The sequence below is a fragment of the Streptomyces diversicolor genome, assembly GCF_057537855.1.
On record NZ_BAAJXA010000024.1, the window covers coordinates 134,196 to 155,087 of the forward strand.

The 20,892-nt window shown below is 73.5% G+C and carries 20 protein-coding genes and 1 pseudogene; 9 read left to right on the top strand and 12 right to left on the bottom strand.

The window, feature by feature from the left end; all coding sequences use genetic code 11:
* Positions 1 to 145 precede the first annotated feature (145 nt).
* The 3 genes from AC27LF_RS27205 (at position 146) to AC27LF_RS27215 (ending at position 3,910) form a co-directional block, all read left to right on the top strand.
* Positions 146 to 2,788 (top strand): winged helix-turn-helix domain-containing protein, encoded by a 2,643-nt coding sequence (locus AC27LF_RS27205; RefSeq protein ID WP_479660949.1) that lies wholly within the window; start codon positions 146 to 148, stop codon positions 2,786 to 2,788.
* Positions 2,789 to 2,903: 115 nt separating this feature from the next.
* Entirely contained in the window at positions 2,904 to 3,101 is a 198-nt protein-coding gene (locus AC27LF_RS27210) for a hypothetical protein (protein WP_479660950.1), read from the top strand.
* Positions 3,102 to 3,370: 269 nt separating this feature from the next.
* The gene (locus AC27LF_RS27215; RefSeq protein WP_479660951.1) at positions 3,371 to 3,910 is read left to right on the top strand and encodes an HdeD family acid-resistance protein; all 540 of its coding nucleotides are present in this window, start codon (positions 3,371 to 3,373) and stop codon (positions 3,908 to 3,910) included.
* Here the strand turns inward: AC27LF_RS27215 and AC27LF_RS27220 are convergent.
* The 9 genes from AC27LF_RS27220 to AC27LF_RS27260 form a co-directional block, all read right to left on the bottom strand.
* Positions 3,902 to 4,993 (bottom strand): polyphosphate kinase 2 family protein, encoded by a 1,092-nt coding sequence (locus AC27LF_RS27220; protein ID WP_479660952.1) that lies wholly within the window; start codon positions 4,991 to 4,993, stop codon positions 3,902 to 3,904. The two genes, AC27LF_RS27215 and AC27LF_RS27220, sit on opposite strands and share 9 nt — an antisense overlap.
* A gap of 141 nt (positions 4,994 to 5,134) precedes the next feature.
* Positions 5,135 to 5,758 (bottom strand): GTP-binding protein, encoded by a 624-nt coding sequence (locus tag AC27LF_RS27225; RefSeq protein ID WP_479660953.1) that lies wholly within the window; start codon positions 5,756 to 5,758, stop codon positions 5,135 to 5,137.
* Positions 5,759 to 5,966: 208 nt separating this feature from the next.
* Complete coding sequence (locus tag AC27LF_RS27230; RefSeq protein ID WP_479660954.1) at positions 5,967 to 6,326, bottom strand: DUF742 domain-containing protein; 360 nt, start codon at positions 6,324 to 6,326, stop codon at positions 5,967 to 5,969.
* Between the two features lies 1 nt (position 6,327).
* Positions 6,328 to 6,759 (bottom strand): roadblock/LC7 domain-containing protein, encoded by a 432-nt coding sequence (locus AC27LF_RS27235; RefSeq protein WP_479660955.1) that lies wholly within the window; start codon positions 6,757 to 6,759, stop codon positions 6,328 to 6,330.
* 1 nt (position 6,760) lies between these two features.
* The gene (locus tag AC27LF_RS27240) at positions 6,761 to 9,118 is read right to left on the bottom strand and encodes a sensor histidine kinase (RefSeq protein ID WP_479660956.1); all 2,358 of its coding nucleotides are present in this window, start codon (positions 9,116 to 9,118) and stop codon (positions 6,761 to 6,763) included.
* A 164-nt stretch (positions 9,119 to 9,282) separates the two neighbouring features.
* Positions 9,283 to 10,296: a substrate-binding domain-containing protein gene (locus tag AC27LF_RS27245; RefSeq protein ID WP_479660957.1), complete on the bottom strand. Its 1,014-nt coding sequence runs from the start codon at positions 10,294 to 10,296 to the stop codon at positions 9,283 to 9,285.
* A 248-nt stretch (positions 10,297 to 10,544) separates the two neighbouring features.
* A complete protein-coding gene (locus AC27LF_RS27250; protein WP_479660958.1) occupies positions 10,545 to 10,733 on the bottom strand; it encodes a hypothetical protein in 189 nt (62 codons plus the stop codon).
* Positions 10,734 to 10,911: 178 nt separating this feature from the next.
* The gene (locus AC27LF_RS27255; protein ID WP_479660959.1) at positions 10,912 to 11,580 is read right to left on the bottom strand and encodes a response regulator; all 669 of its coding nucleotides are present in this window, start codon (positions 11,578 to 11,580) and stop codon (positions 10,912 to 10,914) included.
* Complete coding sequence (locus AC27LF_RS27260) at positions 11,577 to 13,226, bottom strand: sensor histidine kinase (protein ID WP_479660960.1); 1,650 nt, start codon at positions 13,224 to 13,226, stop codon at positions 11,577 to 11,579. Before AC27LF_RS27260 ends, AC27LF_RS27255 begins: the two co-directional genes overlap by 4 nt.
* A gap of 98 nt (positions 13,227 to 13,324) precedes the next feature.
* Here AC27LF_RS27260 and AC27LF_RS27265 point away from each other — a divergent pair, with 98 nt between their 5' ends.
* The 3 genes and pseudogenes from AC27LF_RS27265 (at position 13,325) to AC27LF_RS27275 (ending at position 15,292) form a co-directional block, all read left to right on the top strand.
* Entirely contained in the window at positions 13,325 to 14,311 is a 987-nt protein-coding gene (locus AC27LF_RS27265) for a Bug family tripartite tricarboxylate transporter substrate binding protein (RefSeq protein WP_479660961.1), read from the top strand.
* Between the two features lie 104 nt (positions 14,312 to 14,415).
* Positions 14,416 to 14,589 (top strand): annotated as a pseudogene (locus AC27LF_RS27270) (GntT/GntP/DsdX family permease); the annotation flags it as partial.
* 100 nt (positions 14,590 to 14,689) lie between these two features.
* On the top strand, positions 14,690 to 15,292 hold the full coding sequence (locus tag AC27LF_RS27275) for a GntT/GntP/DsdX family permease (protein ID WP_479660962.1): 603 nt from the start codon (positions 14,690 to 14,692) through the stop codon (positions 15,290 to 15,292).
* Positions 15,293 to 15,336: 44 nt separating this feature from the next.
* Here AC27LF_RS27275 and AC27LF_RS27280 read toward each other — a convergent pair whose 3' ends face one another.
* Positions 15,337 to 15,801: a hypothetical protein gene (locus AC27LF_RS27280; protein ID WP_479660963.1), complete on the bottom strand. Its 465-nt coding sequence runs from the start codon at positions 15,799 to 15,801 to the stop codon at positions 15,337 to 15,339.
* Positions 15,802 to 16,009: 208 nt separating this feature from the next.
* Positions 16,010 to 17,656 carry a multicopper oxidase family protein gene (locus tag AC27LF_RS27285; RefSeq protein ID WP_479660964.1) on the bottom strand — a complete coding sequence of 549 codons (1,647 nt, stop codon included), beginning with the start codon at positions 17,654 to 17,656 and terminating at the stop codon, positions 16,010 to 16,012.
* A 184-nt stretch (positions 17,657 to 17,840) separates the two neighbouring features.
* On the opposite strand from AC27LF_RS27285, the gene AC27LF_RS27290 reads away from it, so the two are divergent.
* Both AC27LF_RS27290 and rpmG read left to right on the top strand, forming a co-directional pair.
* Entirely contained in the window at positions 17,841 to 18,107 is a 267-nt protein-coding gene (locus AC27LF_RS27290; protein ID WP_404031132.1) for a hypothetical protein, read from the top strand.
* 129 nt (positions 18,108 to 18,236) lie between these two features.
* A complete protein-coding gene (rpmG, locus tag AC27LF_RS27295) occupies positions 18,237 to 18,401 on the top strand; it encodes a 50S ribosomal protein L33 (protein ID WP_479660965.1) in 165 nt (54 codons plus the stop codon).
* 94 nt (positions 18,402 to 18,495) lie between these two features.
* On the opposite strand, the gene AC27LF_RS27300 is transcribed toward rpmG, so the two are convergent.
* A complete protein-coding gene (locus tag AC27LF_RS27300; protein WP_479660966.1) occupies positions 18,496 to 19,119 on the bottom strand; it encodes a TetR/AcrR family transcriptional regulator in 624 nt (207 codons plus the stop codon).
* 606 nt (positions 19,120 to 19,725) lie between these two features.
* Between AC27LF_RS27300 and AC27LF_RS27305 the strand changes: the two genes are divergently transcribed.
* A complete protein-coding gene (locus AC27LF_RS27305; RefSeq protein ID WP_479661148.1) occupies positions 19,726 to 20,721 on the top strand; it encodes an ion transporter in 996 nt (331 codons plus the stop codon).
* The last annotated feature ends 171 nt before the right edge of the window (positions 20,722 to 20,892 follow it).

Here is a 20,892-nt window from a genome sequence, read left to right on the forward strand (position 1 = left end):
GGCGCACTCCGGCCACGGGGGCGGGGCCGGGGCGTCATAATCGCACATACGTCCGGATCGGTCGGCGCGCACATGCCCGGCGCGGCTGACACACTGACCGGAAGGACCGTCGGCCACGACCTGACGGACGGTGGTGGTGAGCGCCATGGCCCGTGCGCACCGGGACCGCACCGCACCGGATCCACGCGTCGACCCCCGCGGCGAACCCTTCCTCGGCACCCGCTTCGCCGCCCCCGCACGGCCCCCCACCTTCCTGCGCCGCGCGCGTCTGACGGACCGCCTCGACCAGGGCCTTCGCACACCGCTGACGCTGGTCGACGGGCCGGCCGGGGCGGGCAAGACGCTCCTGGTCGCCGACTGGGCCGCGCACCTGGACCGGCCGGTGGCCTGGCTCACCGCCGACCCGGCGGACCGGGCACCCGGACTGTTCTGGGCGTATCTGCTCCAGGCCCTGCGGGCCGCGGGCCCCGGGCCGTCGCCCGGCATCGGCTCCCCGGCACACCCCGCAAGCGTCGACCGGGCGCTGCTGGCGCGGCTCGCGGCCGACCTGAAAGACCGCGCCGACCCCGCGATCGTCGTCGTCGACGAGTTCGAGCGGGTGCCCAGCGCGGACATCGCCGGACAACTGGAGTTCGTGCTGCACCACGCCGCGGCCGGGCTGCGGCTCGTCCTCGTCACCCGCAGCGAACCGCTGCTCCCGCTGCACCGCCACCGGGCGGCCGGCACCATCACCGAGATCCGCGGCGCGGAACTGGCGTTCACCGTCGAGGAGGCGGCCACCCTGCTGGCGTCCCACGGCCTGCGGCTCACCGAGGACGCCGTGCACGCCCTGGTCCGCCGCACCCGGGGCTGGGCCGCAGGACTGCGGCTGTGCGCCCTGGCCGCGCGGCAGAGCACCGACCCGGAGCGCTGCCTGAAGGAGTTCGAGGCCGGACACAGTATCGTCGCCGACTATCTGCTCGCCGAAGTGCTCAGCCGGCAGCCCGCCGGGACCCAGGACCTGCTGCTGCGCGTGAGCGTCGTGGAACGGTTCCGGCCGGGGCTCGCCGACGCGCTGACCGGACGGTGCGACGCCGAGCGGATCCTGGTCCGGCTGTGCCGGGAGAACGCCTTCATCGAACCCCTCGGACAGACGTGGTACCGGCTGCACCCGCTGTTCGCGGAGATCCTGCGGGCCCATCTGCGGGTGCGGCACCCCGGACTGGAGACCGAACTGCACCGCAGGGCCGCACGCTGGCTGAGCCGGTACGGATCGCTCACGGAGACGCTTGCCCACGGCTGCGCCGCCGGGGACTGGGAGTTCGCCGCCCGCGCACTCGTCGACGACCTCGCGATCGGCCGGCTGTTCACCGGCCACTGCCCCGACGACCTGGCCTCGCCGTTCGCCCGCATGACCGCGGGCGCCGACAGCCCCGCCCAGGAACTCGTCCTCGCGGCCCGCGAGTTGGCCGGCCGGGACCTGGGCCACGGGCTGGCCCGGCTGCGCCACGCCGCACAACTCCTCGACGGCGACGGCCCGGACGACCATGTGCCCGAACGGCTCGGCTGCGCCCTCCTGGAGGCGTTCGCGGCACGCCTGACCGGCGCCCCCGACCGGGCCGAACGGGCCGCCGCACGCGCCCGGGACCTGAGCCGGTCCGTGCCGGCCGAACGCCTGGACCGGCACCCCGAACTGCTCGCCCTGCTGCTGGCGCACATCGGCTCGGCGCGGCTGTGGGCCGGACACATCGATCAGGCGCGGGCCGCGCTCGCCGAGGCGGTCACCCGACCGGGCGGCGCCGCCACCGCACTGCCCCGCCAGGACGCCCTCGGTCATCTCGCGCTGATCGACTGGCTGGCCGGCCGGACGGCCGGGGCGGAGCGAAGGGCGCTCACCGCGCTGCGGGAGGCGGACCGGTACGGGCTGCCCGCGCCCGCCCGCTCCGCCGTCGGCAGGCTGGTCCTGGCCGCCGTGGCCGTCGAACGCGACGAACTGGACGCGGCCCAGGCCCTGCTCGACCAGGTCGCCGCGGACGGCGACGGCACCGCTGACCCCGTCGTGGCGGCGGGCCGGGCCCTCGCCACGGCCCGGCTGCTGCTGGCCCGGGGCGATCCCGGTGCCGCCGTCGCCGCATCCGCCGACCGCGCCACGGCCGCGGTCGCCTCCCCCTGGGCCGAGGACCACGCCGCCCTGATCGCCTCCGCGGCCCGGCTGGCCGACGGCGATCCGCACGCGGCGGCGGCCGCCCTGGAACCCGTCGACCGTCGCCTGCCCCACTGCGCCGTGGCGGCCGCACGGGCCCGGCTCGCGGCGGGCGACACCCGCGCGGCCCTCGGCCTGCTCGACGCGCTGCCGGCCGCGGCCGGCCCCGCGCTGACCGTGCGGGCCACCCTCGTACGTGCCGAGGCCGCCGACCGGGCCGGGGACGCCCCCGCCGCCCGCCGGCTGGTCGCCCGGGCGCTGCGCGAGGCGTACCGCGAGCGGCTGCGCCGGCCGTTTCGCGAAGCCGGCCCGTGGCTGCGGCCCCTGCTCGCCACCGCCCCGGCCCACGACTGGCTCGCCGCGGACGGCGGGGGAGCCCGCGACGAGCCCGGCCCGCGGCCCGCCCCGGTCGTCGAGGAGCTGAGCCCGCGCGAGCGCGATGTGCTGTGCCGGCTCGCGCAGCTCATGTCCACCGAGGAGATCGCGGCGGACCTGTACGTGTCCGTGAACACCGTCAAGACCCACCTCAAGAGCGTCTACCGCAAGCTCTCGGTGAACCGGCGGGCGGACGCGGTCCGCCGGGCCCGCGCACTGCGCCTGCTGTGAGGCGCAGCGGCGGTATCACCTGTGCCGGGTGAGGCCGTGGCGCCCCGCGGGGCGCACGATCGCGGGAAAGGGCACAGTTCGCCGGCGTACACGCCACCCGCGGGGAGAACAGCTCATGCGGTACGAGATCCGTGTCGACGGGCATCTGTCCAAGACGCTCGCCGAGGCATTTCCCGAGCTGGACCACGTCCTCGTGTCCGGCCAGACCCTGCTGTACGGGCCGGTGGTGGACGAGGCGCACCTGTACGGGCTGCTGGCCCGGTGCCAGTCGCTGGGCCTGTGCGTCCTGGAGATGCGCCGGCTGCCGGAATGAACCGCCGTGCCGTCGGGGACCGCCCCGAGCCGTGCCGTCGGGGATCCGCCCCGAACCGCACCATCAGGTGAGGAGGAGCCATGACCGAACCGCCTCGACCGGGACCGCGAGGCGCACCCGGGCCGCACCCTTCCGCACCCGGGCCGCACCCCTCCGCACCGGGGCCGCCCGGATCCCCACCGGGACCGCACCCCGACGCACCGAGGCCGCACCCCGAGGCGCCGGGACCGCACCCCGGTGCGCCGGGCCAGGAGCGGGACGTCGCGGAGGTGCTGGCCGCACTCGGCGCGTCCTGGCTGTGGACCCTGGGCTCGGCCCTGGTCACCCTGCTGGCCGGCATCCTGATCCTGGTCTGGCCGAACGAGACCCTTCAGGTGCTGGCCGTCATCGTCGGCCTCTACCTGCTGCTGAGCGGGGTGTTCCGGCTGGTCACCGCCTTCGCCGGGCAGGCACACGGCGAACGGATCACCGGGGTGCTGGTCGGCCTGCTGTTCGTCCTGGCCGGTGTGCTGTGCCTGCGCCACCCGTTGCAGACGATCGCCGCGCTCTCGCTGATCGTCGGGGCGACCTGGCTGGTCTCCGGCATGCTCACGCTGTACACGGCCGTCTCCTTCAAGGCACTGCCGCACCGCGGAGTCCTCTTCGCCGCGGGCGTGCTGGGTGTCGCCGCGGGCATCGTGGTGCTCGCGCTGCCCGCCGCCTCCGCGGTGGTGCTGACCCGGCTGCTCGGCCTGTGGCTGGTCCTGCTCGGGCTGATGGAGCTGACGACGGCCTTCGCGCTGCGAGCCGCCCTGCGGAGGCTACGCTGACCCGCCGCCCGCCCTCCCGGACTTCCGGACCTCGCGGGACTTCCCGCCGTTCCCGGACCCCGCGGCCTTCCCCGCCTTGCCTGCCTTCTTCGCCTGCTGGGTCTGCCGCGTCTCCTGTGGCTTCTGCGCTTCACGCGTACGCCCCGTGCCGGACGCGGCATACGGGTCGGGCTTCGCGCCTTCGGGGGCCTGACGCTCCAACTCCCGTCGGACCTCGGCGAGTTCACGCTTTGTCGCGGCGCTGACCTCGGGGTACCGCGGGTCGATGTCCCGCAGCGTGCGCACCAGTACGGCCGCCGCGCAGGCGCGCGCGAACCACTTGTGGTCGGCCGGGATCACATACCAGGGAGCCCACGGCGTGCTGGTGGCGGACAGCATCTGCGAGAACGCCTCCTGGTAGGCGTCCCAGTGGGCGCGCTCACGGACGTCCGCCGGGGAGAACTTCCAGTTGCGTTCGGGTACGTCGATGCGCTTGAGGAAACGGATCCGCTGCTCTTCCCTGGACAGGTTGAGGAACAGCTTCACGATCCGGAAGCCGTTGTCCGTCAGATGGCGCTCCCAGTCGTTGATCTCCCGGTAGCGCCGCTCCCAGACGTCCGGGCCCCGGGCCTCGGCGGGCAGCTTCTGCCGGGTCAGGTTCTCCGGGTGCACCCGTACCACCAGGACCTCTTCGTAGTGGGACCGGTTGAAGATGCCGATCTCACCGCGTGCGGGCAGCCGGCGGACGTAGCGCCACAGATAGTCGTGGTCGAGTTCTTCCGCCGAGGGCACCTTGAACCCGGCCACATGCACACCCTGCGGATTGATTCCGCTCATCACGTGCCGGATCGTGCCGTCCTTGCCTCCCGCGTCCAGTCCCTGGAGGCAGACCAGCACGCCGAAGGTGTCCTGGGCGGCCAGCCGCCGTTGGTAGTCGGCGAGCAGGTCGACTCCCGCGCGCAGCAACTCGACGCCGTCCTGCTTCTTGCGCAGGCCCGCCCGGTAGCCGGGGTCGAAGTCGTCCTCCAGGCGTACCGCCGAGCCGGGTCGGACCCGCAGCGGCTCGATGAGGTCCGTGATCCGCCGGACCCAGTCATCCGCCATGGCCCGTTCGCCCCTTCCGCGCCGGCATCGCAGAGCACCGCCCCGCATCGTCCCCGGGTACCCGCGGGGCGCCCGGACAGACCGCCCTGGGTCTCACCCTCCCCGGGTGAGGCCCGCCACCCGGTCCCCGGCGGCGCGCGGTCAGCCGGACCGGTCGCCGGCGTGGTCCTCGCTCCCGGCGGCGATCAGCCGGTCGATCAGGGCGATCAGCACGTCCCGGCACGACGCGCGTTCCCGTGCGTCGCACAACAGCACCGGGGTGTCCGCGGGCAGCGCGAGCGCGTCGCGCACGTCGTCGGCCGGGTACGGATGCCGGCCGTGGAAGCCGTTGACGCCGACCACGAACGGGATGCCCCGCCGCTCGAAGAAGTCGATGGCGGCGAAGCTGGTCCTCGGCCGGCGCACATCGACCAGGACCACCGCCCCCAGGGCGCCGATCGCCAGGTCGTTCCACATGAACCAGAACCGCTGCTGCCCGGGGGTGCCGAACAGATACAGCACGAGATCCTGCCCGATGCTGATCCGGCCGAAGTCCAGGGCGACGGTGGTGGCCCGTTTCTCCTCGATGCCGTCGAGGTCGTCGACGCCGAGGCCGGCGGCCGTCAGCGGTTCCTCCGTGCGCAGCGGGACGATCTCGCTGACGGATCCGACCATGGTGGTCTTGCCGACGCCGAACCCCCCGGCGATCAGGATCTTGACGGTGTCCGGGGCGGCGACCGCCCCGGCGGGGGAGCCGGGGAGCGGGCGGCCGATCTTGCTGACCATGAGGCGGGGATGCCCTTTCGTCTGAGCGGGAGAACCGGCCCGACGGCCGCGGAACGGACCTGAGCGCTCCGCTGGCAATGCCGGGATATGCCGTCGGTCGTCTGCGGCACCGTCGTGGCGGTCGTGCCCACGCGGCGGAGCCGCAAATCAATACAGCCCCGCGCCCCTTCGGGGCGCTGTCGAACCGCAGCGGACTCACTGGACCTGCTCAGAGCCGGCCGAGGCCGTCGCGGACCTTCCGCAGCAGTTCCAGGTCGGGTGTGCTGCCGGAGACGGGGTGGGGCGGGCGGGCGGTGATCCGGCCGTCCTCCAGCAGGTCGCAGAGCAGGATGACGACGACGCTCACCGGGAGGTCGAGGTGGGCGGCGAGTTCCGCGACGGCGATCGGCCGGGCGCACCGCTTGAGGATGCGGGTGTGCTCGGGCCGGAGCCGCCCGGCCCAGGCGGGCTGCGGTTCGACGGCGGTCACCGTGGTGATGAGGGTGAAGTCGGCGCGGCTCGGCCGGGTCCGCCCGCCGGTCAGGGTGAACGGCCGTACCAGACGGCCCGCCGGGTCGCCTTCGCTCACCTCACTCGCCGCGGTCGGACGCGGCGACGACACCCGCGCGCGGTGCCGCGCTCAGATGCTCGCCGATCTTCTTCACCAGCATGTTCATCTGGTACGCCACCACGCCGACGTCCGCGCCCTGGCTGGTGAGGACGACGAGATGGGCGCCCGGTCCGGCGGAGGTCAGGATCAGGAAGCCGTTCGCCATCTCGATGAGCGCCTGGCGCACCGGGCCGCCGCGGAAGTCCATGCTGACGCCCTTGCTGAGGCTCATCAGGCCGGACGCGGTCGCCGCAAGGCGCTCCGCGTCGTCGCGCGGGAACCCGGTGGACTTGCTGACGACGAGTCCGTCCTCGGAGAGGACCACGGCGTGGTTGACCTCGGCGACCCGGTCGACGAGACCGGTGAGCAGCTGGTCGAGCTGGGTGTGCGTGGCGGGGGTGGGGCGGGTCATGTCAGCGTCCTTCGTGTGCGGTCGGCGGGCGGAGTCGGACATCGACGTCCTCGGTCTCGGGAGGTTCCGCGGGTGGTTCGGCGTCCTCGTCACGGGCCCGCAGCGTGCCGCGCTGGAACCCGCCGAGCGAGGAGGCGGCGCGTTCCGCGGTGAAGTCGTCGTGGCCCGTCTCCCCGGCCGTCGGCGCCTCCTCGCGCAGCTCCAGGACCAGGCTGGTCTGCGGCACCCGGCGCGGCAGCGGCGCGAGAGCGCCGACGCCCGCGGTCTCCTCCGGGCGCGGCGCTGCGGCGGACCTGGCCGGGCCTGCCTGCCGGGTCCGCTCGGCGACGGCCGTCGCCACGGCGCTCCCCGCGCCGCCGCCCCGGCCCTGCTCCGCGGCGTGCTCCGCGGGCTCCTTGCGGGAGCCCCGGGCCGCGGGCGCGTCCGGGGTCTCGCGCACGACGATCTCGTGCGGCACCAGCACGATCGCCGTGGTCCCGCCGTACGGCGACGGGCGCAGGGTGACGGCGATGCCGTGCCGGGTGGCGAGCCGGGCGACGACGAACATGCCGAGCCGCAGATCGTCGGCGAGCCCGATCACATCGAACGGGGGCGCCACCGCCAGCTGGGCGTTGAGCGAGGCGTAGTCCTGCTCGGACATGCCGAGGCCGCGGTCCTCGACCTCGACGGCCAGGCCCTTGGCGACCAGCGCGGCCCGCACCCCGACCGGGCTGGGCGCGGGCGAGTAGACGGTCGCGTTGTCGATGAGTTCGGCGAGCAGATGGATCACGTCCGCGACCGCGGGCGGGGCGAGGCTCACCTCCTCGTCGGCGCGCACCTCGACCCGCTGGTACTCGGCGACCTCGCCGACGGCGCTGTGCAGGATGTCGATCAGCGCGACCGGTTCGCTCCAGCTGCGCCGCGGCTGCTCGCCGCTGATGATGACCAGGTTCTCCTCGTAGCGGCGCAACTGGCTGGCCGTGGAGTCCAGTTCGTACAGGCCCTGGAGGACGTCCGGGTCGGTGTGCCGGCGTTCCAGTGCGTCCAGCTTGCTGAGCTGGAGGTTGACCAGGTTCTGGCTCTGCCGGGCGATGCCGAGGATGACCTTCTGGAAACCGCGCCGGGTATCGGCGAGTTCGACCGCGGTGTGTACGGCCGTGCGCTGGGCGGCGTTGAACGCCTGCGCCATCTGGCCGAGTTCGTCGCGCCCGTAGTCGAGCGGCGGCGTCGCCAGCTCCACGTCGACCCGCTCGCCCCGCTCCAGCCGGGCGACCACGTCGGGCAGCCGCTCCTCGGCCAGGCCGAGCGTGGCCTTTCTGAGCCCGCGCAGCCGCCGGGACAGCGAGCGGGTGATGCGCCAGGACATGCCGACGCACAGCAGCAGCGCGACGAGCCCGCCGACGCTCAGCGAACCGGCCGTGACCAGCAGGTCGTGCGCCCGCGCGGCGCTGCGGTCGAGCAGCGCGGTCGTCTGATGCTGGATCAGGACCGAGTAGCGGGGGCTTACTTCGGTCAGCGCCGCGCTCCACTCGGCCCGTGCGTCGGGGAGCGCGATCCGGCCGTCGGCCGTGCCCGCCGTGGACCGGGCGGCGAGGATCCGGTCCTCGACGCCCTCCAGCGCCTTCCATGCGGCGCTCTGCAGGATCTGTTCGGTCTGTGTCTTGGCGCTGCCGCGCAGCGCGGGCACCGCCTGGTCCTCGACCAGAAAGCGGCGGGCGTTCACCAGCCGGGCGAACGCGGTCCACTGGTCGTCGGTGAGCTGCTTCGACGACCAGGCGAGGGCGAGCAGCGCGTCCTCCTGGGAGACCTGTTCGGCCGCGTGCTCCAGCGCGACGAGCGGCCCGGCCTGCGAGGTGAGGTCGCCGTCGTCGACCTGGGACAGCTCCTGGAAGGCGTGGATCTGGTCGTCGATGATCGCGGTGTACTGGTCAAGCACCTGTTCGGCGGTGATGTCGGTGGGGTCGTCGACCTGGCCCCGGTAGTACTCCAGGCTGCCGACCGAGGCGACGACCGAGTACATGCGGTCCTTGACGCGGGCCGGGGCCCGACGGATCTCCTTCGTCTGTCCGACGAGTTTGGCCACGGCCGCATCCGTCGTCCTGCGCTGGGCGTCGAGCGCCGCCCGGGAGCCGTGCGGGGAGGCGAGCCACGCGGCGGACAGCCGGCGTTCCTGTTGCAGTGCGAGGGTGGCCTCGGTGCCCATCGCCCCGGTCGACCTGCTCAACTGGGTCTGTGTCCGCAGCCGCAGCCCCTCCGAGAACATCTGGGTCGTGGTCACGCCCCAGACGGCGGCGAGGGTGACGCTCGGCACGAGGGCCAGCAGGATCAGGTTGAGCCGTATGGAGCCCAGACGGCGCCGGGCACCTGTCCGTTCAGACATCGTCGTCCTAGAGGCGGTCTTCGGGGGCGGGACGGGGGACGGGTGCGACGGGTGATCGCGTGTCCGATGCGGCAGCAAGGGGTGCGCAGGATGCTATCCGCACATGTGACCGCATGTGCCGCAAGTGGTCGAATCGTTGGCGTCGGCTTGGACGAACGGCTGGATCAACGCGTCCCGTTGGCGGCGAACTTCGCCACCGAGGCCACGTTCGTCCGGGTCACGAAGGCGGGACCGGTGAGCACGGGCGACACCCCGCCGCCGCTGACGTTGCCGTTGGTCTTGTACAACCACAGCGCGTCCACGGCGAGATAGCCCTGGAGGTAGGGCTGCTGGTCCACCGCGAACTGCACGTCACCGCTGCGTACGGCCTTGACCAGGTCGTCGTTGAGATCGAAGGTCGCCACCCGGGCTCGGCTGCCGGTCTGCTTGACGGACTTGACCGCGGCGAGCGCGAACTGCGCCCCGTTGGTGACCACTTCGTCGATGCCGGGGTTCTGCCGCAGCTGGGCCGCGATGGCCTCGGTGACCGCGTCCATGTCGGTGCCGTCGACGTAGGCGATGGTGGTCCGGCCGTCGAACGTCTTCTTCACACCGGCGCACCGCGCCTCGACGGCGATGTTGCCGCGCTCGTGGATCACGCACAGGGTGTGCTTGGCCTTCAGGTCGTCCAGTTTGTCGCCGACGGCACGGCCCGCCACGCTCTCGTCCTGGCCGAAGTACTCCAGGGCGCCCGCCGGCTGCCAGGCGTCGATGCCGGAGTTGAGCGCGACCACGGGAATGCCCGCGGCCTTCGCCTGGCCGAGCGGGCTCTTCATGGCCTCGGGCTTGGCGAGCGTCACGGCGATGCCGTCGACCTTGTCGCGGATCGCGTCGCGGACCAGCTCGGCCTGCCCGGCGGCGTCGGGGTCGTTCGCGTAGGTCAGCTCGACGCCGTCCTTGGCCGCGGCCGCCTCGGCTCCCTTGCGTACCCGGTCCCAGAAGGCGTCCCCCCGGTCGCCGTGGCTGATCAGGGCCATCTTCAGCCGGGCGGCAGCCGCCCCGCCGGTGTCGGCCGGCGACCGCGTGCCGTCGGTGCCGGAGCAGCCGGCCACCAGCAGACAGCCCGCCGCCGCGGCGGCGGTCAGCGCCGTGACGTGCGCCGGTCTGCCGGGGGAGGGGCGTGGGGGAGACGTGTTCATGAGGGTGCGGCACCTCGCTGTGCGGCCGAGCATGAGCGGAAGGGAGCGCGGGCCCGGCGCTCGGGCATGCCGGCCGGTCCGCTCTCCGGGCCGGAGCCAATCGCGTGTGACCGCGGGTAGTCAAGTGTGCCGAGAGCGTCAGGGGGTGTCGGTGCCGCATCGTGATGATACGTGTGCGCTGCGGTGGCCGGGGCCGGAGTTGCGGCCGGGCACTGAGTGCCGCGGCGGCACCGGGGCCGGTGGCCGTCTCATGTGGGGGCGGCGGTGTCGGGGACGGCCTCGTCGTCGCCGGGGTCCGGCTGGCAGGTGGGGCACAGCTCGTGGCGGCCGTCGAAGGTGACGACGGTTCCCCAGCCGAGGCAGTGCTCGCAGTCTCGGGCCAGGCTCAGGTCCGGGTGGGGAGGCAGAAAGGGGCTGTGGTGGGCTCCGTGTGCCATGCGGTGCGGCTCCTCGAAGTCGCGGTGCGGTGCCTCCAGTCTGTCCCTTTTTGTCACATATGTCAGTGATGCGTGTCACTGAGTGCCAGCAGGGATCGGGGGAGGGAGGCATGGCCGTACTTGCCGATCGCGGCCAGGTGCCCCACCGGTCCCGGGCGCGGCATCGGGCTCGGGGTGGTCAGGGGCGGTGGCGGTAGCGGCGTTCTGGGCGGCCTGCGGAGCCGTAGCGCAGGGTCACCTCGGCGTTGCCGGTGGTGTGGAAGTGCTCCAGGTAGCGGCGGGCGCTCACCCGGGAGATGCCGCAGGCGGCGGCCGCCTCGGCGGCGGAGACCGTGCCGTCCGTACCCCGCAGGACGCGCTCCACCAGCGCGGCGGTCTCGACGCTCAGCCCCTTCGGCAGCGTGCTGCCCGCCGGGGCCGGGAACGCCCCGGCGAGGACCCGGTCCACATCGGCCTGGCCGCGGACCACGGTGGTCAGCAGCCGCCCGCGCCGGGCCGCGTACCGCTCAAGGCGGGGTTGAAGGTCCTCCTGGTCGAAGGGCTTGAGCAGATAGTCCACCACGCCGTTGCGGACCGCGCCGCGCACCGCGTCGGCCTCCCGGGCCGCGCTGATGACCAGCACGTCGCAGTCGTGTCCGGCCGTGCGCAGCCGGGGAATGACGTCCAGTCCGAACGTGTCCGGCAGATACAGGTCGAGCAGGACGAGGTCCGGGCGCAGCTCCTCGACGGCGGCGACGGCCTGCTCCCCGGTGTGCGCGGTGCCGACGACACGGAACGGCGGCACCCGGGCCACCATGAAGTCGTCGTCGACGACCAGCACGTCGATGGTCTCGGCCGGCTCGGTCATGCGGTCGCTCCTTCCGCCACCGCGTCGGCGGGGTGGCTCACGGACAGGCGGGCGGTGAACTTCGCGCCCTGATCGGTGTTGGTCACGGCGATCTCGCCGCCCCGGCGTTCGCACACCAGCCGGGTCAGGGCGAGCCCGATGCCGCGCCCGCCCTCCCGCGCGGCCTTCGTGGTGAACCCGTGGGCGAACACCTCCTGGGCGAGTTCCGGGGCGACACCGGGCCCGGAGTCGCGCACCACGATCTCCACGCTGGCCGCGTCCTGCCGCAGCTCGACCTCCACCCAGGGCTCGCCGTCCGCGGGGGGCTCGCAGGTGGCGGCGTCGATGGCGTTGTCCACCAGGTTGCCGATCACGGTCGCCACGTCGGCCGCGTCCTGCGCGGTGAGCCGGCCGAGCGCCGTGCGGTCCGAGACCCGCAGCGCCGCCTTCCGCTCGGCGGCCTGGGACGCCTTGGCCATCAGCAGGGCGGCGACCGTGGTGTCCCGGACGCGGCGGCCGACGGTCATGTCGAGCGACTGCCGGCGCTGGTTCAACGCCCGGATGTAGCGCACCACTTCGTCCTGCTCGCCGATCTGGATGAGACCGGAGATGGTGTGCAGCTGGTTGGCGAACTCATGGGTCTGCGCCCGCAGCAGCTCGGAGGTGCTGCGGAAGGAGCCGATCTCCCGTTCCAGCCGGGCCAGTTCGGTACGGTCCCGCAGGGTGGTGACGGAGCCGAGCGGCCGCCCGTCCTTGACCACCGTCATCCGGTTCATGACGAGGACGCGGCCGTGCCGGACCACGACCTCGTCACGCGGCGCGGCGGCCTCCTCCCGGGCGCCGGTCAGCACGTCGAGCAGCCGCCCCTCGATGCCGAGTTCCGCAAGGCCGCGGCCCACACAGTCCTCGGGCAGCTCAAGCAGCCGCCGCCCCACGTCGTTCACCAGGGTCACCCGGCGCTGCGGATCCAGGGCGACGACGCCCTCGGCGATGCCGTACAGCATCGCCTCGCGGTGCTCGGCGAGACCGGTGATCTCGCGCGGTTCGAGCCCGAGGGTCTGCCGCTTGACCCGCCGGGCGAGCAGCCAGGAACCGGCCACGCCGAGCGCACTGGCCACACCGAGGTAGATGAGCAGGTACGAGGAGGCGCCACCGAGCCGCTGCCCCACGGTGGGCGAGGTCTCACCGATCATGACGGTGCCCAGGTTCCGGCCGACATCGTCGCCCGTCGCCCCGAGGACCGGCGCCTGCGCGACCAGCTCCCGGCTGCCGTCCCACTCAAGGGCGCCCGACCAGCCGCGTCCCTCGCCGGCCCCCGGACCCAGCGGCAGGCGGTCGCCGACGACCGTGGGGTTGGTCGAGCTGACCACCCGGCCCGCGGCGTCGGCCACCGTCACCGACGTGACGTCCGACTGCACCCGGGTGGAGTGCACCAGCGGGGCCAGCGCCTCGGCCGGCGCGGGCCCCGACAGCCGGCTGCGCACCAGCGGCTGCGCCGCCAGCTGCTCGGCGAGCGCGGTGACCCGGCGGCCCTCGACCCGGTTGAAGGTGGCCGCCGACTGCGCGAGCGAGACCGCGGCGACCGCCAGCAGCACCACGACGACGATGGCGAGCTGGAGGGCCAGCATCTCGCCCGCGAGGGTCTGGCGGCGGAACGGCGTGACCACAACGAACTCAATCTCTCCTGCTGACACAACCTGGGCGTGCTGTCCGCCAGGCCGCACAATCATGGCGTCCGCCTGGCGAGCAGCGAAAGGGAGGTGCCATGCGAGGCCGCACCCGCGTCCTGTCCGGCATCCTCACCGTACTGGCCCTGCTCGCCACCGCCTGCGGCGCCTGGCCCGGCCCGGCCGACGGCGCGGACGACGGGCTGCGGATCATGGTCCCCAACACGCCGGGCGGCGGATACGACACCACCGCGCGGACCGTGGCCCGGATCCTGGAGGAGAACGGCACCGCCCGGGACACCCAGGTGTTCAACCTGCCCGGGGCGGGCGGCACCGTGGGCCTCAAGCGCACCGTCGACGAACGGGGCAACGGGCGGCTTGCCCTGCAGATGGGCCTCGGTGTCCTCGGTGCGGCACGGGTCGCGCACGCGAAGGTGTCCGTCACCGACACCACGCCGCTCGCCCGGCTGATCGAGGAGCCCGAGGCGGTGGTCGTCCGCGCGGACTCGCCGTACCGCACCGTCACCGATCTGGTCGCGGCCTGGCGACGGGATCCCGGCGGGCTCACGGTCGGCGGCGGCTCGTCGCCCGGCGGCCCGGACCACCTCTTCCCCGTGTCACTGGCCGGCGCGGTCGGCGTCCCCGCGCGACGGGTGCGCTACGTCGCCCACGACGGCGGGGGCGGCGAACTGCTCCCCGCCCTGCTGGACGGCAAGGTCGACTTCGCCACCAGCGGCATCGGCGAATTCCTCGATCAGATCGCCGCCGGGCAGCTCAGGGTCCTCGCGGTCAGCAGCGGCCGGCCCGTCGCCGCGCTGCCGGGCGTGCCGACGCTGCGCGCCCGCGGCATCGACCTGGTCTTCGAGAACTGGCGCGGCATCGTCGCACCGCCGGGCATCGCCCGCGCGGACCGCGACCGCTGGATCGGCCTGCTGACCGCGCTGCACTCCGCACCGCAGTGGCGGGCCGAACTCACCCGCCACGGCTGGAGCGACGCCTTCACCACCGGCGGCGCCTTCGCCGCCGATCTGGTTCGGCAGGACCGCGAGGTGGCCGAACTGATCGAGCACCTGGGCCTGGACTGACCCGCATACGCCCGATGCGGCGCCGGTGATCCACCTCCGGCCCGCCGTACCGCCCTGCCCTGCCGACGCACCCGTATCCCCGTATGTCCCGGAAAGGCACCCGCATGACCGCATACAGCTGGTGGCTGTTGCTCATCCTCACGGTGGCCATCGCCGCACTGATCTGGCTCATCAACTCCCGGCTGCGCATCCATCCGTTCGTCGCGCTGATCGCGGTGAGCGTCGGCACCGGGATCGCCGCCGGGGAACCCGTCGCGAAGCTCATCGACTCCATCGAGGAGGGCGCGGGCGGCACCCTCGGCGACGTCGGCGTGACCCTCGCCCTGGGCGCCATGCTGGGCCGGCCGGCTGCTGTCCGACTCGGGGGCGACCGACGCGATGGCCCGGGCCCTGGTGGAGCGCGCCGACCGGCGCCGGCTGCCCTGGCTGGTGGGCGCCGCGGCCTTTGTGATCGGCGTCCCGATGTTCTTCGAGGTGGGGCTGATCGTGCTGCTGCCGCTGATCTTCAGCGTGGCCCGCAGGCTGGAGGAGCACGGGGACACGAAGGGCAGCCCGTATGTGCTGCTGGGCGTGCCCGCGATCGCGTCCCTGTCCACCCTGCACGGCATGCTGCCGCCCCACCCCGGACCGCTCACCGCGATGACCGGGCTGCACGCAGACCTCGGCCTCACCCTCGTCGTCGGACTCGTCTGCGCCCTGCCGACCGTCGTCCTGGCCGGTCCCGTCTACGCCCGCTGGATCGCGCCCCGGCTGCCCGAGGTCCGCCCGGACGCCGAGTTGGTGGCCCAGGCATCCTTGCTGGTGGTGGCGATCGGCGCCGGCTCCCTCGGGCTCAACTACGTCAACCACGCCGGGTTCTGGCTGGTGAAGGAGTCCTTCGGCATGGACCTCGGCCAGGCCACCAGGACCCAGACGGTGGTGCAGACCCTGGTCAGCGTGTTCGGCCTCGGCATGGCCCTGCTGCTGTCGCTGTTCGTCTGACGTCCGGCCGCACCGCGGCGGCAGGCGCCGCGCCGCCGCCGCGGTCAGCTCCACAGGGGCAGGGTCGTCACCCGCTCGTATCCGGCCGGCCGGCTGTCGGTATAGGTGAGGGTGATCCGGGTGTAGTGGTCGAGGTCCGGATGCCGCGGCCAGCGCTCGGGGTGTTCGAGGCGGACGGTCACCGGGTGGGGGTGGAACGTGCCCAGGGCGCAGTACGGCTTGCAGTCGTTCACCAGATTGACGCCCCGGGCCGTCGCCGCCTCCCGGCCCCACTGCGTCCAGCGCAGCCCGGTGAGGCGGCTGTTGCCGTCACCGCAGGCGAGGATGAAGTCGCCGGGCCGCACGCTGGAGTTCCACAGGCAGTCCACGAGGACGGGTGTCGCGCTCTGCGGCGCCCGGTGACCGGCGGGCGCCGGCGCCGACGGGGCCGCCGCGCCCGTCGTCGCGGCTCCCGCGAGCAGGACGCCCGCCGAGAGCATGATCGCGGTACGCCGCACTGGTCTGCGCATGGTCGCTCCCGCCAGCCTTGCCGCACGCGCGGCCACGCCGTTTCGGGCGCCGCCGCCTTCGTATCGACGCTACGACCGTCCCGGGAGATCCACCACTCGCGCCCCGCCGCGGCCCACGGCGGGCGGCCGAGCCGGGCGTACGGGTCCGGCGCCGTGCCCGGCCGGTGCCCGCAGCCGTCCGGGGGCGACGGCGGGCACCGGCCGGGGCTCATGTGCGGTAGCCGAGGATGGTCATCATGCCCGACTCGGAGTGGTACTGGTTGTGGCAGTGCAGCATCCACAGCCCGGGGTTGTCGGCGTCGAAGTCGACGACGAGCTTGCGGTGCGGGAGCACGATCGAGGTGTCCTTGCGGGCGCCCACCCCGTTGAGGCCGACGACCGCGAACGTGTGGCCGTGCAGATGCATGGGGTGCCACATGTCGGTGCCGTTGATGAGGGTGAGGCGGACGCGCTCGCCCTGCCGGATGGGATGGCGCTGGGTGAGCGAGTACGGCTGGTGGTCGAACGACCAGTTGTACTGCTTCATGTCACCGGTGAGCCTGATCCGGATCTCCCGGTCGGGTTTGCGGTCGGCGAGGGCCACGGACTCGTGCGGGTTGATCCGCCGGGCCGGCACCAGCTCGCGGTCCAGCTCCGCCGGGTAGGCGTCGGCCCGCGGCGCGGACGTCCTGTCGCTGGTGCGCAGCAGGGCCATGGCACGGGAGCCCTTGCCCTCGGCGAGCGCGACGAACGGGAAGACGCCGTCCTTCGCGGTGATCAGCACGTCGTAACGTTCCGCCATGCCGAGGATCAGCGCGTCGGTCTCCGTGTGCTCGACGGGGTAGCCGTCGGTGTGGGTGACGATCATCCGGTGCCCGCCGAGGGCGACCCGGAAGGCGGTGTCCGAGCCCGCGTTGACGATGCGCACCCGGATCCGTTCGCCGGGCCGGGCCCGGAACACCGACGGGTTGCCGGGCAGCCGGCCGTTGGCGAGGTAGTGGGGGTAGGCGACATTGCCGCCCACGCTGTGCAGGATGGCGCTGCGCTCGCCGTGCAGCATGCGGGAGGGCCCCTTCGGCTTCGCGGGGGCCGGGTGCGGCGCGGCGGAGGCGCCGTGGCCGCCGGCTTCGGGGCCGTTGCCCATCCCCTTGTCCATGCCCATGCCGTCCATGGACATGGTCTTGCCGTGCCGCAGCTCCGTGAGGACCTCGTCCGGGGTGGAGCCGCCGACGCCGTCGATCCAGTCGTCGAGGACGATCAGCCACTCCTTGTCGTAGTGCAGTGGCTCCCTTGGGTCGTCGACGATGAACGGGGCGTACAGGCCGCGGTCTGGCTGCATGCCGGAGTGGGAGTGCAGCAGATAGGTGCCGGGGTGGCTGACGGTGTAGCGGTAGGTGAAGTCGGAGCCTGGCGCGATGGCTTCCTGGGTCAGGCTGGGCACGCCGTCCATGTCGCAGCGCATGCGCACACCGTGCGAGTGGAGCGTGGTCTCGGCGGGCAGCCGGTTGGCGAGGTTGAGGCTGAGGACGTCGCCGGCGGTGACGCGGACCAGCGGGCCCGGCAGGCTGTCACCGTAGGCCCAGGTGCGAACCTTTCGTCCGTCCAGGTCCACGGTCGTCTCGGCGGCGGTGAACTCGAACCTGCGTACGGGCCCGGAGCCGCGTCTGCGTTCGACGGCGTGCACCTCGGGTCCGGAGGGGTTCACGAACCCCCTGGGTCCCGGGGGGACGAAGCCGTGGCTGGGGCCCTTGGCCGTCGCGCCGGCTTCTGGTCGGGACTGCGGGTGCGAGCCGTTTCCGGTGCAGGCCGACAGGAGTCCCGAGCCGACGGCCGCGACCGAGGCGGTGAGCAAGGTACGCCGCGAAGGTTTGTGCATGGATGAATAACACACGTTTAAAGCTGATATGTCCGGTATCTGGGGCGGCGCGTCATGATGTCGCGGGCGCCGCGTCATGACGCCGCAGGCGGGGTGCGGTGACGCGGGGGCGAGAAGGCGCGGCCCGGTGATGCCCGGACCCGGGCGCGGTGCGGTGTCAGTGCCGGATGCGACCCTGCACGGCATGGATGAGCGGGAGTTCATGCGGGGCCGGGTGTACGGGGCCGATCACGAGGACGCGGGCCCCCGGCCCGGCCGCAGTTACGCGGAACTGGTCGGGGGTCCCCTGGACGGGCTGCTCCTGGACGTCACCGGACGGCCCGAGCGGGCGACGGGGGAGCAGGTGGCGCTGGTGACCGAGCTGGGCCGCTACGGCCCCGGCGGCCGGGCCCTGTACGCGCCCCGCCCGCCGGACGGCCGCCGCTACGACTGGCGCGGCGACGCCCCCTGACCCGGCGGCCGGACCCGGTGCGAGGTCACCCGCGGCGGGCGGGAATGCGTGCCCCGGGGTGCGTGTTGCACGGTCCGTGGCTGTCATGCGCGTTACAAAACGCGGATGCGGCCGGAGAGGAGATCCCCCATGGCACGCAGCACCACGCGTCCCGTCGTCACGCTGAGGTCGACGGCCGCGACCGGCGTCACCTATGTGACCAGCAAGAACCGGCTGAACGACCCCGACCGGCTCGTTCTGCGCAAATACGACCCCGTGGCGGGGCGGCACGTCGCCTTCCGCGAGGCACGCTGACCCCGTCGAGAGCGCCCCGCCTGGACGGCCGGGGCGCTCTCGACGTGCCCCGGTCGGACGGCCGGGGGCGGGCCATGGCGCGGGCCGGGCGCGCTCAGGTCGCGGGTGGGGTGGCGGAGCGGCGCAGCAGGCTCAGCGTCGTGTCGAGTGCCGCTTCCAGATGGGTGATGCCGCCCGTCGACATCAGGATGACCACCCCGCCCTGTACCGCGGCGACCAGCGCGGCCGCCGTGCGGTCGGCGTCCAGCCGCCGGTCGATCGCGCCCCCGTCCTGCATGCGCCGGATCCCGGCCCGCAACGCCTGCTGCCACTGCTCGATCAGCCGGCCGGTGAGCGCCTGCGCGGCCGGAGTGGCGCGGCCCAGCTCCGTGATCAGCACACCCAGCGGACAGTTCACGCCCTGCTGCCGATAGCGCCCGACCACCGCGTCCCGCCAGTCCCGCCAGGCCGGCCAGGTGCTCAGATCGCTCAGCTGCGGCTCCTGGTCCTCCAGCACCCGATCGGCCTCCCGGGCGGCCACCGCGTACAGCAACTCCTCCTTGCCGCCGGGGAAGTAGTGGAAGATCTGGCTCTTGCTGGTGGCGGTCCGCGCACGGATGTCGTCCAGCGTGGTGGCCGTGACACCCCGGGCGCGGATCTCGGCCGCGGCGCCCTCCACGATCCGCCGCCGGGTGGCCGCCCCCTTGGCGGTGAGCTTCGTCCGGTGCGGGCTGGCCATGAGGCGCCTCCTTATGGACTGACGGGTCCATTCTATCCCGGGCGGCCCGCCGCCGGATCGACACGGGGCCGGGCGGCGTCCCGTCAGGGGCGCGGGGAACGGCGCGCTCAGCCACGACGGTGCCGCACACGTACGACGTCCTGCTGGAGGGTGCGGTGCCGGATCGATGCGGGGCTGGGCGGCGTCCCGTTAGGGGCGCGGGGAACGGCGCGCTCAGCCACGACGGTGCGGCGCGCGTACGCCGTCCTGCTGGAGGGTGCGGTGCCGGATCGACGCGGTGCCGGGCGGCGCCCCGTTAGGGGCGCGGGGAACGGCGCGCTCAGCCACGATGGTGCCGCGCGCGTACGCCGTCCTGCTGGAGGGTGCGGTGCCGGATCGACGCGGTGCCGGGCGGCGCCCCGTCAGGGGCGCGGGGAACGGCGCGCTCAGCCACCACGGCGCCGCACACGCACGACGCCCCACTGGACGGTGCGCAGCACCCACCCCTTCCCCGTCGCCTTCTACAGTGCTGTAGAAATCTCTCCTGGAAGGTGATCACTCGACAGCCGTGCCGCCGGGCCCGGCCGACCGGGTGAGCGCGGCACGTGAAGGAGCGGAAGCAGCACCATGTCGGACGAGTCGGACCAGCACCAGCACGCGGCCGAGCAGGTGCCGTTATCCGCCCGGCGTGAACTGGCCCGGCGCTGCCGGGCCGTCACGGAGGCCCGCTGGTTCGCCCTCACCGTCTTCACGGTGATCCTGGCGAACGCGGCACTGCTGGGCGTGGAGACCTACACCGGCCTCGTCGCCGACTGGCAGCACTGGCTGAGGCTCGCCGAACACGCCTGCCTGGCCGTCTTCACCGTCGAGATCCTGCTGCGCCTCGCGGCCCACGCGGACCGGCCACGGGAGTTCTGGAAGGACCCGTGGAACCTCTTCGACCTGGCCGTCGTGCTGTGCGCCTTCCTGCCCGTCGTCCGCGAGAACACCACCGTGCTGCGGCTGCTGCGGCTGGCCCGGGTGCTGCGCACCGCCCGGTTCCTGCCGCAACTGCGCATCGTGCTGGTCGCCGTGGCCCGCAGCCTGCCCGGCACGCTGAGCTTCCTCCTGGTCGGCGCGCTGCTGCTGTACGTGTACGCCATGGTCGGCTGGGTCTTCTTCGGCAGGTCCGACCCCGAGCACTACGGATCCGTCGGCCGGGCGGTCCTCACCCTCTTCCTCCTGATGACGCTGGACGGCATCGGGGACGCGGTCCGGGCCGGCCTTGAGGTGTCCCGCTGGAGCCTGCTCTACTACGCCTCCTATGTCCTGCTCGCCTCCTTCGTCCTGGTCAACGTGCTGATCGGAGTGGTCCTGACCTCCCTCGAAGAGGCCCGCGAGCTGGAACGGGACGAGACGCCCGCCCGGCGCCCCGCCCCCGTCGCACCCGAGGAGCGGCGGCACCTCGCGGAACGCATCGCGACCGCACGCCGCGCGCTCGACGACCTCGAACGCGACCTGCACCCCGACCTCCGGCACGACCTCCCGCACGGCAGCGAACCCGATGCCGAGCGCGGGCGTGCCCGGGGCCCGCTCGCCGTCGCGGGGGAACCGACGCTCCCGGCACCGGGCAGCGGCCCCTGACATCCGGGCCCCGGGAGCGCGCGAGGGGCTTCGGGCGCCCCCGGGCGGACCCGGATGTCAATGTGATGTTCGCCCCCTTCAGCCGTCGCCCGCCCGCCCCTAACGTTGCCGCGTGGCAGGGCAGGGCAGTCGCCGACACGATGGTGTTCGTCGAGGGCAGGCCGAAGGGGT